General features: G+C 61.4%; 13 protein-coding genes. 8 read left to right on the top strand and 5 right to left on the bottom strand.

Annotated elements, in window-relative coordinates; genetic code table 11:
• The first annotated feature begins 27 nt into the window (after nucleotides 1-27).
• From ABIB66_RS23210 to ABIB66_RS23185, 6 genes are all read left to right on the top strand, one after another.
• Nucleotides 28-894, top strand: coding sequence for an ABC transporter permease subunit (locus ABIB66_RS23210; RefSeq protein ID WP_247288216.1), 867 nt, complete (start codon nucleotides 28-30; stop codon nucleotides 892-894).
• An 11-nt stretch (nucleotides 895-905) separates the two neighbouring features.
• Entirely contained in the window at nucleotides 906-1,979 is a 1,074-nt protein-coding gene (locus ABIB66_RS23205; RefSeq protein WP_354208891.1) for a branched-chain amino acid ABC transporter permease, read from the top strand.
• Nucleotides 1,980-1,981: 2 nt separating this feature from the next.
• Nucleotides 1,982-2,701, top strand: coding sequence for an ABC transporter ATP-binding protein (locus ABIB66_RS23200; protein WP_247288218.1), 720 nt, complete (start codon nucleotides 1,982-1,984; stop codon nucleotides 2,699-2,701).
• Nucleotides 2,691-3,416, top strand: coding sequence for an ABC transporter ATP-binding protein (locus tag ABIB66_RS23195; protein ID WP_354255783.1), 726 nt, complete (start codon nucleotides 2,691-2,693; stop codon nucleotides 3,414-3,416). Before ABIB66_RS23200 ends, ABIB66_RS23195 begins: the two co-directional genes overlap by 11 nt.
• A gap of 45 nt (nucleotides 3,417-3,461) precedes the next feature.
• On the top strand, nucleotides 3,462-4,223 hold the full coding sequence (locus ABIB66_RS23190; protein ID WP_354208889.1) for an SDR family NAD(P)-dependent oxidoreductase: 762 nt from the start codon (nucleotides 3,462-3,464) through the stop codon (nucleotides 4,221-4,223).
• Between the two features lie 83 nt (nucleotides 4,224-4,306).
• Nucleotides 4,307-5,710: an amidase gene (locus ABIB66_RS23185; RefSeq protein ID WP_354208888.1), complete on the top strand. Its 1,404-nt coding sequence runs from the start codon at nucleotides 4,307-4,309 to the stop codon at nucleotides 5,708-5,710.
• Between the two features lie 440 nt (nucleotides 5,711-6,150).
• Here ABIB66_RS23185 and ABIB66_RS23180 read toward each other — a convergent pair whose 3' ends face one another.
• The 5 genes from ABIB66_RS23180 to dctP form a co-directional block, all read right to left on the bottom strand.
• Nucleotides 6,151-7,128: a tripartite tricarboxylate transporter substrate binding protein gene (locus tag ABIB66_RS23180; protein ID WP_354208887.1), complete on the bottom strand. Its 978-nt coding sequence runs from the start codon at nucleotides 7,126-7,128 to the stop codon at nucleotides 6,151-6,153.
• A 68-nt stretch (nucleotides 7,129-7,196) separates the two neighbouring features.
• Nucleotides 7,197-8,114: an SMP-30/gluconolactonase/LRE family protein gene (locus ABIB66_RS23175; protein ID WP_354208886.1), complete on the bottom strand. Its 918-nt coding sequence runs from the start codon at nucleotides 8,112-8,114 to the stop codon at nucleotides 7,197-7,199.
• 13 nt (nucleotides 8,115-8,127) lie between these two features.
• Nucleotides 8,128-9,435: a TRAP transporter large permease gene (locus tag ABIB66_RS23170; RefSeq protein WP_354208884.1), complete on the bottom strand. Its 1,308-nt coding sequence runs from the start codon at nucleotides 9,433-9,435 to the stop codon at nucleotides 8,128-8,130.
• A complete protein-coding gene (locus ABIB66_RS23165) occupies nucleotides 9,432-9,986 on the bottom strand; it encodes a TRAP transporter small permease (RefSeq protein ID WP_354208883.1) in 555 nt (184 codons plus the stop codon). The genes ABIB66_RS23170 and ABIB66_RS23165 overlap by 4 nt, the downstream gene beginning before the upstream one ends.
• 6 nt (nucleotides 9,987-9,992) lie before the next feature.
• Entirely contained in the window at nucleotides 9,993-10,991 is a 999-nt protein-coding gene (gene dctP, locus ABIB66_RS23160) for a TRAP transporter substrate-binding protein DctP (protein WP_247300392.1), read from the bottom strand.
• Between the two features lie 210 nt (nucleotides 10,992-11,201).
• Between dctP and ABIB66_RS23155 the strand changes: the two genes are divergently transcribed.
• Nucleotides 11,202-12,398, top strand: a complete 1,197-nt coding sequence (locus ABIB66_RS23155; protein WP_354208882.1) for a CaiB/BaiF CoA transferase family protein — start codon at nucleotides 11,202-11,204, stop codon at nucleotides 12,396-12,398.
• A 57-nt stretch (nucleotides 12,399-12,455) separates the two neighbouring features.
• Nucleotides 12,456-13,604 carry an acyl-CoA dehydrogenase family protein gene (locus ABIB66_RS23150; RefSeq protein WP_354208881.1) on the top strand — a complete coding sequence of 383 codons (1,149 nt, stop codon included), beginning with the start codon at nucleotides 12,456-12,458 and terminating at the stop codon, nucleotides 13,602-13,604.
• Nucleotides 13,605-13,606 lie beyond the last annotated feature (2 nt).

Below are 13,606 nucleotides of genomic sequence, written 5' to 3'. Positions count from 1 at the left end.
GGCGCCGGGATCGACAGAGGAACCAAGATGTCGGCTGAAGTATTCTCAGTGTTCTATCAGTTCGCCGACGTGTTCGCGTTCCTCATTCTCTCGGCTGCAGGTCTTGCCATCGTGTTCGGTATGATGGGCGTCATCAACATGGCGCATGGCGAGTTCATCATGTGCGGCGCTTATGTCACCGTCGGCCTTGTGAATCTGGGCGTTCCGCTCGCAATTGCGCAGATCCTGGCCGCGCTCACGGCGGGGCTCATCGGTGTCCTCGTCGAGTTCCTGGTCGTGCGACGCTTCTACAAGCGGCCGCTGGACTCTCTGCTCGCGACCTGGGGCCTTAGTCTGATCGTAACGCAATCGATGCTTCTGATCGTAGGCTCCGCGGTGCGGGGCATCGGAACGCCCGAGGGAAGTTTTGCGATCGGTGGCTATACGTTTTCGACCTATCGTCTGGTGCTGTTCGCGTGCGCGGTAGCGGTGCTGGCCGGTCTTTACATCATCTTCATGAAGACGCGATTCGGCGTGATCTCGCGCGCGACGATGCAGAATGCGGCTATGGCGAAGGCGCTGGGCGCGCGCACTGGCCGCATCTATGCGATCAGTTTCGGAATCGGCACGGGTCTCGCCGGGCTTTGCGGGGCCCTCTACGCACCAACCATGACGCTGATCCCGACCATGGGAGCGACCTTCGTGGTCGAAAGCTTTGTCACAGTCGTGATCGGAGGGGCGAACGTGCTGCTCGGAACAGCGCCAGCGGCCGTGTTGCTGGCCATGATCCGGATGGCGCTGAACGCGAGCTACGGCCAGATCATCGGGCAGATTGGCATGCTGGTCGCTGTTATTTTGATCATTCGGGTTCTGCCCGAGGGACTCTCCAGTGTTCTAGTTCGTCGTGGGCGCTAAAGGGAATCGTGATGTTGAAGCTGCTGGAAGGTCCGCAGACCCTCGGACGTGGCAAGGTCTTCTGGTCCAGCTTCCTTGTCGTGCTCGCAGGCGCGCTGACATATCCGCTGTTCGCTGATTCCTACGACGTTGGCAATTTCGCCTACTTTCTGATCTGGATCTTCATGGCGCTCGGCCTATGCTTGATGTGGGGTTATGGCGGCATGCTATCGTTCGGCCAGACCTTGTTCTTCGGCATCGCCGGCTACGGGTACGGCGTGCTCGCGATCAACATGGGCGGCGGCACAGCAACGATCGTCGCGCTGATGCTCGCCGTTTTCCTAGCGATGGTGGCGGCGGGCATCCTCGGCTATTTCATGATTTGGGGCGGTATCAGCGGCATCTTCTTCGGTATCGTGACGTTGTCCGCGACCCTCGTGCTCGCCTTCTTCCTTGGCCAAACTGCAGGGCCGGAGTGGCACATAGGCTCGGCTCGGCTCAACGGCTTCAACGGCATGAAGGGCATGGACCCGCTGACCGTGGGCGACTTGTTTATCGAAGGATCGACGCTGTACTACGTCATGATCGCGTTGATCGTGATCGTCTACCTCGCGCTGCGCATGCTGGTGAATTCGGGCATAGGCAACGTCATCGTGGCAACGCGGGAAAACCCGCAGCGTGCCGAGATGCTAGGTTACGATGTCCGAAAATATCAGCTGCTGACTTTTGTGATTGGCAGCGGCCTGGCGGGCCTCAGCGGCGCGTTGTACACGTCATGGGGGCAGTTCATCACGCCGTCCAGCATCGGTCTGCCTGCTGCGGCGATGCCTATCATATGGGTGGCTTTCTCCGGACGGAGCGATCTGACCGCGACGCTGGTCGGATCGTTCCTGCTGCTGTTCGGCTTTCAGACCATCACGGTCTACAGCCAGCAGGCAGCACTCGTGTTGATGGGGGCGCTGCTGCTCGCCACGGTGATGCTGGCGCCGCAGGGTTTTGTGCTCGGCATCGGCAAGCTTGCTGCTGACTGGTGGAGCGGGCGTCGGCGGCGCAAAGGGAACCCCGTCATGGCGGAGGCTGGTCGCTTGCAATCGGAAGAGACCTGATCATGGCGCTGGTTGAAGTCAAAGGCGTATCCAAGCGTTTTGGCGGATTGACCGCAGTCTCCGACGTCGACCTCACGGTCAACGCCGGCGAGGTCCACTGCCTGATCGGACCCAACGGCGCCGGTAAGAGCACATTGTTCAAGCTGATCGTGGGTCTTTACCCGCCGAGCCAAGGCAGCATCCTGTTCGATACCGTCGACATCACGGCTGAACGTCCATATGCGCGCGTGCAGCGGGGCATGAGCATCAAGATGCAGGCTCCAAGCGTGTTCAAGGAGCTGCCGGTCCAGCAAAACATCCGGATTGCGCTCCAGGAGCGATTGTCCGGTGCGGAACGCATCGCCGAGGAGGATCGCCTGCTGACTCTGCTCAACCTCGGGCCGGACAGCGAGAAGCTCGCGGGTGCGCTGTCGCATGGCCAGCAGCAATGGCTCGAGATCGGGATGGCGCTGGCGCTGAAGCCTCAGCTCCTGCTGCTGGACGAGCCGACCGCCGGCATGTCTCCGGATGAAACGTTCAAGACCGGCGAGTTGATCAAGTCGTTCAATGCCGAAGGCATGACGGTGCTTGTCGTCGAGCATGACATGGCCTTCGTGCGTCAGGTTGCCCAGCGCGTCACGGTGTTGCATCTCGGCAAGATTTTCGCGCGCGGTGATCTCAAAGGCATTTTGCAGGACGAAAAGGTCGCGCAGATCTATCTCGGTAAGACCCATGCTCACTAAACCCAATCCCACTGACCAGATTCTCGACGTATCGGAATTGTGGGCGGGATACGGTGCGACGCCGATCCTGCAGGGCGTCACGATGTCGGTCTCGCGCGGCGAGATCGTCGGCGTGATCGGCCGTAACGGTGTAGGTAAATCGACTCTGATGCGGTGCCTGATCGGTTTGCTGCAGACCTGGCGTGGCACGATCAGCTTCATGGGGCAGGACATCACAAGGCTCGAAGCCGACGCGCGGGCGAGGGCAGGCTTCGGCTACATCCCGCAGGGACGCGATGTCTTTCCGCAGATGACTGTCGAGGAAAACCTGCAGGTGGGAGAGTTGATTGGCGGTCCCGGTGGCAAGAAGCTGCCTGAACTCGTCTATGAGTATTTTCCGCGACTGAAAGAACGCCGACGGCAGGCCGCAGGCACCATGTCGGGCGGCGAGCAGCAACAGCTCGCCATAGGCCGTGCGCTGATCGGCAATCCGTCCTTGATGATCCTGGACGAGCCGTCCGAGGGTATCCAGCCCTCGATCGTCCAGCACATCTGCGAGGCGCTGAGGTCGTTTCGGAACGAGCTCGGCACCACGATTATCTTCGTGGAGCAAAACCTCGACACGATCCTGGCGATCGCCGAGCGTTGTTACATCATGGAGAAGGGCAAGATCACGCAATCGCTGGCGGGTGAGGAGGTCAACGAGGACAATGTTCGCGAGCAGCTCCTACTCTGAATGGCCACATAGCATGTTTTCAAGTCGTCAAGGGAGGGAATGGACATGGATCTGGGACTCAAGGGAGCGAAGGTTCTCGTCACCGGCAGCACCAAGGGGATCGGCAGGGCGATCGCTGATACATTCGCGGCCGAGGGCGCGGATGTCGGAATCTGCGCGCGCAACCAGGCAGACGTCGATACCGCAGTCACCGCGATCAAGGCCAAGGGCATCGCCGCGTATGGTAGCTCGGTCGATGTCTCGAACGGTCCGGCGCTCAAGGCCTGGGTCGAGGACATGGCCTCCAAGCTCGGCGGCATTGACATCGTCGTGGCCAACGTTAGTGCGCTGTCGATCGGACAGGACGAGGAGAGCTGGGAGAAAGAATTTTCGACCGACATGATGGGTACGGTGCGGCTGGTCAATGCAGCGATGCCGTATCTGGAGAAGAGCAAGGCCGGCGCGATCGTCACCATCTCCAGCGTCTCAGGCCGCGAGGTCGATTTCGCTAGCGGTCCCTACGGCACGTTCAAGGCCGCGATCATTCACTACACGCAAGGACTCGCCTTCCAGCTTGCCGGCAAAGGCATCCGCGCCAATTCGGTGTCGCCGGGCAACACCTATTTCGAGGGCGGTGTCTGGAATCAGATCAGGGACGGCAATCCCGAGCTGTACAAGAGCGCATTGGCGCTGAACCCTACCGGCCGCATGGGCACGCCACAGGAGATGGCGAACGGCGCGGTGTTCCTCGCCAGCAAGGCGGCGAGCTTCATCACGGGAACCAACCTCGTGGTCGATGGGGCTCTCACGCGCGGCGTGCAGTTCTAAGCATCGAGAGCCCATGGTCACCGGACCGCGTCGGCTGCGGCGCAGGTGGCCTAAACCGCTTTCGACAACAAGAAGGCTGTCAAATGTCAGCAGATCCAATTCACTACAAATCGATTATCGAACTCTCCGATCTGTTCCGCCGGGGCGAGCTGCTGCCCTCGAAGGTATCCGAGGCCATAGTGAGCCGGATCGACAAGCTCGATGGAAAGTTCCACAGCTACGCACTCGTTCTCGCTGAGCGCGCCATGGCGCAAGCGAAGCTATGTGACGCCGAGCTAGCGAAAGGCATCTGGCGCGGACCGCTGCACGGCGTGCCGATCGGATTGAAGGATCTCTGCTACACGATCTTTGCGCCGACTGCGGGCGGCACGACGATGCACGCCAAATTTATCCCGCCCTTCAACGCGACCATCGTGGACCGGCTCGAGCATGCCGGCGCCATCATACTCGGCAAGCTGAAGATGACTGAGGGCGCCTACACCAGTCATCATCCGAACGACGAGGCACCTCTCAATCCCTGGGGCGTCGACTACTGGGTCGGCTCTTCCTCAAGTGGATCGGGCGCGGCAACCTCGGCGGGCCTATGCTTCGGTTCGATTGGCACTGATACTGGCGGCTCGATCCGGTTTCCGTCCGCAACCTGCGGACTGACAGGAATCAAGCCTACCTGGGGACGCGTCAGCCGTCACGGCGTGTTTCCGCTGGCGGACTCGCTCGACCATGTCGGGCCGATGTGCCGGAGCGCGGCCGATGCCGCCGCTATGCTTGGCGTCATCGCGGGCGCCGATGTGAATGATTCCACGGCCCTGCAGGCGCCGGTGCCGAACTATCTGGCCGGTATCGGTGACGGCATCCGGGGCGTACGGATCGGCGTAGACCGCAGCTACATCCAGGACGGGATCGATTCGCAGGTGGTCGCTGCCTTGCTGGAAGCCGAACGCACGCTGGCCGCGCTCGGTGCCGATATCCGCGACGTCAAGTTCCCGGCCTACGAGAAGCTTGTCAGCATGTGGATCCCGATGTGCTCGATCGAAACGGCGGAGGCGCACCTGGAGACCTATCCGTCGCGAAAATCGGAATACGGCCCCGATCTGGCGCAGCTGATCGAGCAGGGCAGGTCGATGAGCGGTGTCGAAATCGCGCAGATCCATCATGAGCGACTGAAGTTTTGCGGCAGTCTCGCCGCCTTGTTCGGCGATATCGACCTGCTGCTGATCCCGACAATGCCTGTGCCGATCCCAACGCTGACCAAGATGGGCGAATACGGTGCCGATCCGAACGTGCTGCTCAGTATCCTCCGCTTCACCGCAGTGTTCGACTTCTCGGGCAGCCCCACTATCACACTGCCGAACGGGATGGCGTCCGACGGCCTGCCGCTCAGCATGCAGTTGGTGGGTCCGCATCTGTCCGAGGATGTGCTTGCCCGCGCTGGTCATGCCTTCCAGTCGGTGACGGACTGGCACACCCGGCGCGCGCCCATTGAATGAACGGTGTCACGGAACACCAAGACGCGCGCGCAATCTCCTAGCCTGCGGAGTCGCCTGGAAGATAGGGCTCATTTAGCGAGTCCGAGACGAAGTGGGGTTGGTGAGCGCAGCAGTCAGTCGGCAACCGATATGGCTTGTCGCAAATGGAGCAGTTTCGCGAACTGATAAGGAAATTGCTGAAAGCTTATCAGTGGTGGCCGGGCCTAGATAAGGTGACGCCGCCGGCCCATCTAGCAGGCATGAGTTGTAGAAAGCCAGCTACGGCCATGAGCGGAAGTCAGATCGAACCGCATATCGTCGATCTCAGCGGATGCCTGGGTAAGCCTTTTTGGGAGCCCGAGGGAGCCCCGACGCCACTCGAATTCAATGACTTCCTACCGTCCATAGGACTTGCAGCCAGTTACGGATTGGCATAAACGGCGCGCTCCGATCGACTGAAGCTATTTCGGCTCGGCCAGTTCGCTCGCAAGCGGCTGCAACCCCTTCCTCATATCGTCGAGACGCTTCTGCCATTCGGCTCCGGCCATGAAAGCGAGGACGGGAGCATCACCGGGTGAGTTCCTGATGTATTCGGGATCGCTGAGGCTCTCGGCGATCGCGGCTTCCAGCTTCTTCGCAATGTCATCGGGCGCGCCCTTCGGCAGCGCAAAGCCGCGTTCGGCGGTCATGATGACGGGAACGCCGGCTTCCTCGGCCGTTGGGACGCCGGGCAATGATAAGGAACGAGCCTTAGAAAGGATTGCGATAGCCCGGAGCTCTCCTTTGTTGGTGCCGTGAAGCTCAGGCACTTCGCTCAGGCTGACCATTCCTATATCCAGATGGCCGCCGAGCACGTCGGTCCTCTGCGCTGCTGTTCCGCGATAGGAAATCTCATTCGGCTCGACGCCGGCGGCCTTTGCGAGCATGCGGATGGCCAGATGCCCGTTCGTGCCTGCGCCGTTATGGCCGAACGTGACTGAACCGGGCGTCTTGCGCAGCGCGTCGAGAACGCTAGTGATCGTCGTGAACGGGCTATCGTTGCGAACGACGATCACGCCGGGATCGTCGACCACGCGCGCGACCAGACGGATCTCGTCCATAGTGTACTGGGTCTTCCGCGTCATCGGCAGAAAGTTGTAGCCGGGCACGTTGACTACCCCCATCGAATAGGCGTCGGGAGCAGCGCGTGCGATCGCGGTGAACGCGATCTCGCCGCCGGCGCCGGGCTTGTTGAGGACAACAAAACGCGCGTTTCCGCCGAGCCGCTTCTCGACGAAAGGAAGCAGCTTGCGAGCCATGACGTCGGTCCCGCCGCCCGCGGCGAAGCCAACGACGACCTCGACCGGCTTGTCATCGGGCCACGCGGCCATCGCCGCCCCCGAGGCCGTCAGGCCAAGTATCAGTACGACTGTTCGAACTTTCCCGAGCATGAAGGCCATTCTTTCGTTCCTCGTAGCAAACAATTGCCGGCTGCTGGGACTCGAACCCTTGCCTATCTCGTCCGGCACTACCGATGCGATTCCATGAGCCGTCCAGCAACAGGAACGCGCGCGACCAACACGCAACCGCTCTCGGATTCCGTGATGTAGAGGTTCTTGTTGTCGGAGCCGCCATAGGCCACGTTGGTCGTGGCGAGGCCCTGGCAAGAGCGAACCCGATAGAGCGGTTCGCCGAGGCGGCTGAAGATCCAGACGGTGCCAAGACCGGCGTGGGCGATCGCAAGGTTGTCCTGCTCGTCCATTGCAAGGCCGTCGGGGCCGCCTAGGCTGCCTGACAGCTGGATGAATATCCCGACCTTCGATGCGGTGCCGTCAGGCATCAGCGGTATGCGCCAGATGGCATTGCCCCGGGTGGCGGCCACGTAAAGAATGTGTTCGTTGCCGTTCAGCACGAGGCCATTTGGGCTGGGGACGTTGCTGACGATCTGGTCGAGCACTCCGTCCACCCGCAATCGATAGACGCGGCCGGTCGGGTCGTGAATCCCGGTTTGGCCCTGGTCGGTGAAATAGATGTCGCCGTTGCCGGCAAAGACCAGGTCATTGACGCCCTTGAAGCGCTCGGACCAGCGCCGCTCCAGCAGGGAGCTGACCTTGCCGCTGGCCGGGTCGAGCGTCATGAGGCCGTGGCGATAGTCCGTGATGACGATCCGCCCGTCGCGCGCGAGCTTCAACCCGTTCGGCTCGCCGTCATATTCGGCGACCAGCGTGAATTCTCCGGCGGGCGAGATGCGGAAGATGCGTCCGTAGGGAATGTCCACGATGTACAGATTACCGTCGCGGTCGAATGACGGGCCTTCAAGGAAGGAATCCGCCACCAGTCCGCGGCGGTTGACTAACGACCATGCATTGTCAGGGTCTTTGCGTCGAAACTTGTCTGGCAGGCGGGCAAAGACCTCAGTCTTGATTTCTTCGGGCGGTGTATACATCAGGGTATCTCGCTCAAGGCAGGGCAGTGACTTGCGAAGGTAGCCACATTGCGATTTCGGGGAAGATCACCAGCAGGCCGAGCAGCGCGAACATGATCAGGTGAAACGGGATCGTGCCCGCGACGACGTCGCTCAGCTTGCCCGACCATATGCTCTGGATCACGAACAGGTTGATGCCGATCGGCGGCGAGATCTGGCCCATCTCGATGAACAGCACCAGCATCACGCCAAACCAGATCGGATCGATGCCGTACTGAACCAGAACCGGATAGAGCAGCGGCACCGTGACCACGATCATGCCGAGGCTTTCGACCAGGCAGCCCAACACCGTGTAAAGAACGAACAGGGCGAAGAAGAACTCCAGCCTGGAAAGCTTCAGGTTGACCAGGAACTGCGTAATCTGCTCGCCGACACCGGCATAACTGATCGCGTAGGAGAACAGGAAAGCGGCATAGACGATGAACAGGATGTTGCCGCAGACGCGCACCGTGGTTTGCAAGGCGTGCCACAGAATCGCGACGCTGAACTCGCCCCAGAACACTGCAATGATCATCGCCAGCACGCAGCCGACGGCCGCTGCCTCGGTTGGCGTGACCAGACCCGAATAGATGCTGCCAATGGTTCCGCCGATCAGCACCATGAACGGGATGACGTCGAGCAGGGCCGCGAGCAGTTCTCGACCCGAACGAGCGCCAACCTCGCCCGGAGCGATCTCGGGTCTGAACCAAGCATGTATGGCGATATAGGCCATGAACATCGCGGTCAGCAGCAAGCCCGGCATCACGCCGGCCATGAACAGTTTCGCGACCGACGTCTCGGTGAATGTGCCGTACACGATCATCGCGATGCTCGGCGGGATCAGGATGCCGAGCGTGCCGCCCGCCGCCAGCGAGCCCGCGGACAGGCGCGGACTGTATTTGCGCTTCTGCAATTCAGGCAGCGCGACGCGCCCAATCGAGGCGGCGGTGACCACGCTCGAGCCGCTGATGGCCGCGAAGATGGCGCATCCCGCAATGTTGGTCTGCAGCAGGCCGCCGGGAATCCAGGAAACCAGTTTGGACAGGCCGTGATACACCCGCAAGCTCAGCCGGCTCTCCTGCAGGATCTCGGCCATCAGGATGAACAGCGGGATCGCGCTGAGCGTGAAGCTGTTCATGCTGCCCCAACTGACGAGGCCGATACCCTTCAGTCCAGGCAGACCTGCATGCAGCACCAGATAAAGGACAGATGGGACTGTGATCGAAAACGGGATCGTCATTCCCACGCAGAGCAGCCCGACGAAGATCGCCAGGACAAAGATCAGTTCGACGCCCGGAGTCATGACTGCGCACTCCTGCGAAGGCGGCGAGCCTTGGCGAGTATGGTTCGGAGAAGGGCGAGGCAGAGCAGGAACATGCCGATGGCCATGGTGGTCTGCGGCATCCACAGCGGCGTCTGCAGCGGCGTGGGCGCCACGTCCTCCGCGCGCCACGAGTTCATGACCAGGCGCGTCAGCTGCCAGGTAAGCGACGCGGAGGCGACCAGCGACATCAGGTCGAAGACGATCTGCGACACCAGCCGGGCGGATTGTCCGAGGCGGGCCTGAACCAGTTCGACCCGGTGAAATGCGCCATGGGCTTCGGCGACCGACATGCTCAGGAAGGTCATGGCCACCAGCAGATAGCCGCCAATCTCATCGGTGATCTGGAGCGACGTCGCAAACAGATTGCGTGCGATCGCCTCTGCTCCGATCAGGATGATCATGGCCATCAGGAAGAGCGCGCAAATCGCTTCTGAGGCGTTCTCGACCGGGCCAGGGCCCGAGGAGACGTTGTCGATGAAGTGGACGGCGCCGTCAGGCGCCACCTCCTTGATCTCCATGCTGCCAGCCATGATCGATTACCGGCCAAGCGCCGCACGAACCTGCTTGAGCGCGGCCGCAGCATCCGGCCCCTTCGATTTTGCCCATTCATCCCAATAGGCCGAAATCGCCTTGGTGCCGACGTCGAGATCGCCGGGTTGCGGCTCGGTCACCGTCATGCCGCCTTCGGCGAACTTCTTGCTGAGGCTGTCTTCCTCGTCCGCCATCGCCTTGGTGATCAGCGGCATGTTGTCGGTGACGGCCTTGCGGACTTTGGCCTGGATCTCCGGCGACAGCTTGTTGAAGCGCTCCTTGTTCACGATGACGACGGAGTTGAAGTAATTGATGCCCAGCCGGTAATTGAACTTGAGCAAGTCCTTCCAGGTGTTACCGCCGCCGGTGTTGGCAGTGAGGACGCCATCGACGATGCTGCGGTCGAGCGCGGACGGAACTTCCGGGGCGCCGAGCGTGACAGGCACGCCGCCGAGCCGCTTGATGAACTCGCCTTGCTCGGGCGATGTCACGCGGATCTTCTGGCCCTTGACTTCGGCCAGCGACGTCAGCTTCTTGCTCGAGAATGCCACCTGGTAGGGATAGAGGTACTGCCCGAGCACCAGAAGGCCCTTCTTTTCGAACGCCTTTTCCAGGTACGGCGCCATGATGTCCGCCGCCTTTTTGTATTCGCCCAGAGACCGGATCAGCATCGGCAGCCGCAGGACGCCGCCAATCGGCACGTTGCCGAGGAAATATCCGTCGTCGCCCATCTGCACGACGTCGTCGCTGACGGCCTGTGTAATCGTGGTGGTATTGATGGGGAGCGAGCCCCCGAGGTGCAGCCGGACCGACAGCTCGCCGCCGGTGTCCTTTTCGATTTGCTCCGCGACGGCACTCATGCCCTTGGCCGCAGCGACTGTCGCCACGGGATTATAGATATAGAGATCCCATTTCTCGGCGGCTGCGGCTGGCGCTGTAAGGCCCGCGAATGCAAATGCCCCAGCGATCACGCCCGCAAAATGGCGACGGCTCGTCGATATCATTGTTTTCTCCCAAGTCTTTTTGTGGTTGGGCGAAACTATGTTTGATCGCGTTCCCGCCAGCAAGAGAGCGGAGGGGCGTAATCAATCGCATATGTGATAATTGGCGTGAGCGTGCCGAACCGTATTGATCGGATTGCGATCACGTAGAAGTTGGACGTCCCGCGCGGAACGCGCCGGCCGTCGCGGCCAATTGAATGAGAGAGCTTCGGGATGGACACGACCCCTGCAGACGGCCCGTTGGGCGGAATTCGCGTCATCGACCTGACCAACGTGATCATGGGACCGTTTGCGACCCACATCATGGCCGATCTCGGGGCTGACGTGGTCAAGATCGAGAGCGAGGAGGGTGACTCCTTTCGCACCTATCGCCCCAATCGCAACGAAGGCATGGCCGGCGGCTTTCTCCATCTCAACCGCAACAAGCGCAGCGTCTTGCTCGACCTGAAGCAGCCCGCGGGAATGGATGCGCTGCGCAGGCTGATTGCGACAGCCGACGTGTTCGTCCACTCGTTCCGACCCAAGGCCATCGACAAGCTCGGGCTTAGCTATCAGGCCGTCCGCGCCATCAAGTCTGATATCATCTATTGCGGCGCTTACGGGTTCAGCGAGAAGGGGCCCTACCGCGACAAGGCTGCCTATGACGATATCATCCAGGCCGGCTCCGGGCTCGCTGCATTGCATATGGTCGCGCGCGGCGAGCCGGCCTTCATGCCGACGGTGCTATGCGACAAGCTGTCCGGGCAAGCGATCGCCTATTCGGTGATGGCAGCTCTGTTCCAGCGTGAGCGTGGTGGCGGAGGGCAGGCCATCGAAGTGCCGATGTTCGAGACCACGGCGGAGTTCGCCTATATCGAGCATTTGCTCGGCTTTGCCTTCGAGCCGTCGCTCGGCGACCCCGGCTATGCCCGCGTCGTCAGCCCGCGCCGCAAGCCGTTTCGCACCGGCGACGGTTATATGTGCATCCTTCCCTATTCGGATCGCAACTGGCGCGACTTCTTCGACTTCGTGGGGCGCCCGGAAATGAAGTATGACGCCCGCTTCTTTCCGCTGGTCGAGCGAGTAGCCCATCTTGAGACACTCTACGAGATCATCGAGCAAGAAGCCCCTCGGCATTCTACGGCCTCATGGGTGTCGTTCTGCGACGACGTCAGCATTCCCTGTATGCCCGTCCTGGGTCTCGCCGATCTGCCAAACGACGAACACATGAAGGCGGTCGAGATGTTCAGCCGCGCCGAGCATCCATCGGAGGGAGCATACAAGTCGATACGGGCGCCGGTGTCCTTTAGCTCCTCGCCGTTCCGAATTCGCCGCCATGCGCCGCGGTTGGGCGAACATACGGCCGAGTTGCTCGCGGAGATCGGAGTGCATGTGCCGGAGACAATCTCCCCGAGCGGCAAGAGCAAGTGAGGCGGGTTGATGATGGATATTGTGCCAAAAGACGATTTTGGACGAATGGAGGCTTGAATGCGCGCGTTCCGGTTCGAATCTCTGACCTTACCGCCCGAAGCAGACGCGATGCGGCGCAAGGTCCGCGCCTTCCTGAAGGAGGAGCGTGACGGCGGTCGCTACGCCGCACACCGGACATCCTGGTCGACATTCGATCCGGAGTTCAGCAAGCGCGCCGCCAAGGCGGGCTATATCGGCATGACCTGGCCGAAACGCTATGGCGGTGGCGAATACTCCAACTTGCAGCGCTTCGTCGTGACCGAAGAGATGCTGGCGGCCGGCGCGCCGGGCGGCGCGCACTGGATCGCGGATCGGCAGTCCGGTCCGCAGATTCTCAAGCATGGCAGCGAGCGGGCGCGCGAGCTGATTTTGCCTCGGATTGCCGCGGGCGAGTGCTATTTCGGCATTGGCATGAGCGAACCCGATTCCGGCTCCGACCTTGCGGCCGCCCGCACCAAGGCGGACAAGGTCGAAGGTGGCTGGGTGATCAACGGTACCAAGATCTGGACCTCGAACGCGCACCGCGTCCACTACCTGATCGTGCTGGCTCGCACCGAGCCGCCCAGCGAGAACCGTCACGCCGGCTTGTCCCAGTTCATCGTGGATACGGGCTCGGAAGGCATCGAGATCAGGCCGATCATGAATCTGTCGGGAGGGCACGAGTTCAACGAGGTATTCTTCAAGAACTGCTTCGTTCCCGACGACATGATGATCGGAAAACCCGGCGAAGGCTGGACGCGCGTGACGGGCGAGTTGGCGTTCGAGCGCGCCGGCCCGGATCGCTTTATGTCGGATATCAGGCTTCTCGTCGAACTCGTCGACAAGATCGGGCGCGAGCCGAATGAGCGGCAGGCGGTCGAGATCGGCCGGCTCGCGGCTCACTTCGCCGCGTTGCGCCGGATGTCGTCGTCGATCGCCGGGCTATTGGAGCGTGGCGAAAGTCCGGTCACCGAAGCTGCACTGGTCAAGGATGTCGGCACGGCATTCGAGCGGGAAGTTCCGGAAGCGGTGCGGAAGCTGTTGCCGGTCGAGGCAAGTCTCGATGATGATGACGAGTATTCGCAGGCGATGGCACATGTGTTGCTGCACGCGCCATCGTTCACCATTCGCGGCGGCACGCCGGAAATCCTGCGCGGGATGATTGCCCGCGGTCTTGGTCTGCGCTGACG

This window comes from Bradyrhizobium sp. F1.13.3 (assembly GCF_040548265.1).
GTDB lineage: Bacteria > Pseudomonadota > Alphaproteobacteria > Rhizobiales > Xanthobacteraceae > Bradyrhizobium.
The sequence above is the reverse complement of the archived record's forward strand: the minus strand, read 5'-3'. Positions and strand labels throughout refer to the sequence as shown.

Excerpts from the sequence above, each read along its gene's own strand:
- ABIB66_RS23210 (WP_247288216.1), top strand. The coding sequence starts at position 28 with ATGTCGGCTGAAGTATTCTCAGTGTTCTATCAGTTCGCCGACGTGTTC.
- ABIB66_RS23205 (WP_354208891.1), top strand. The coding sequence starts at position 906 with ATGTTGAAGCTGCTGGAAGGTCCGCAGACCCTCGGACGTGGCAAGGTC.
- ABIB66_RS23200 (WP_247288218.1), top strand. The coding sequence starts at position 1,982 with ATGGCGCTGGTTGAAGTCAAAGGCGTATCCAAGCGTTTTGGCGGATTG.
- ABIB66_RS23195 (WP_354255783.1), top strand. The coding sequence starts at position 2,691 with ATGCTCACTAAACCCAATCCCACTGACCAGATTCTCGACGTATCGGAA.
- ABIB66_RS23190 (WP_354208889.1), top strand. The coding sequence starts at position 3,462 with ATGGATCTGGGACTCAAGGGAGCGAAGGTTCTCGTCACCGGCAGCACC.
- ABIB66_RS23185 (WP_354208888.1), top strand. The coding sequence starts at position 4,307 with ATGTCAGCAGATCCAATTCACTACAAATCGATTATCGAACTCTCCGAT.
- ABIB66_RS23180 (WP_354208887.1), bottom strand. The coding sequence starts at position 7,128 with ATGGCCTTCATGCTCGGGAAAGTTCGAACAGTCGTACTGATACTTGGC.
- ABIB66_RS23175 (WP_354208886.1), bottom strand. The coding sequence starts at position 8,114 with ATGTATACACCGCCCGAAGAAATCAAGACTGAGGTCTTTGCCCGCCTG.
- ABIB66_RS23170 (WP_354208884.1), bottom strand. The coding sequence starts at position 9,435 with ATGACTCCGGGCGTCGAACTGATCTTTGTCCTGGCGATCTTCGTCGGG.
- ABIB66_RS23165 (WP_354208883.1), bottom strand. The coding sequence starts at position 9,986 with ATGGCTGGCAGCATGGAGATCAAGGAGGTGGCGCCTGACGGCGCCGTC.
- dctP (WP_247300392.1), bottom strand. The coding sequence starts at position 10,991 with ATGATATCGACGAGCCGTCGCCATTTTGCGGGCGTGATCGCTGGGGCA.
- ABIB66_RS23155 (WP_354208882.1), top strand. The coding sequence starts at position 11,202 with ATGGACACGACCCCTGCAGACGGCCCGTTGGGCGGAATTCGCGTCATC.
- ABIB66_RS23150 (WP_354208881.1), top strand. The coding sequence starts at position 12,456 with ATGCGCGCGTTCCGGTTCGAATCTCTGACCTTACCGCCCGAAGCAGAC.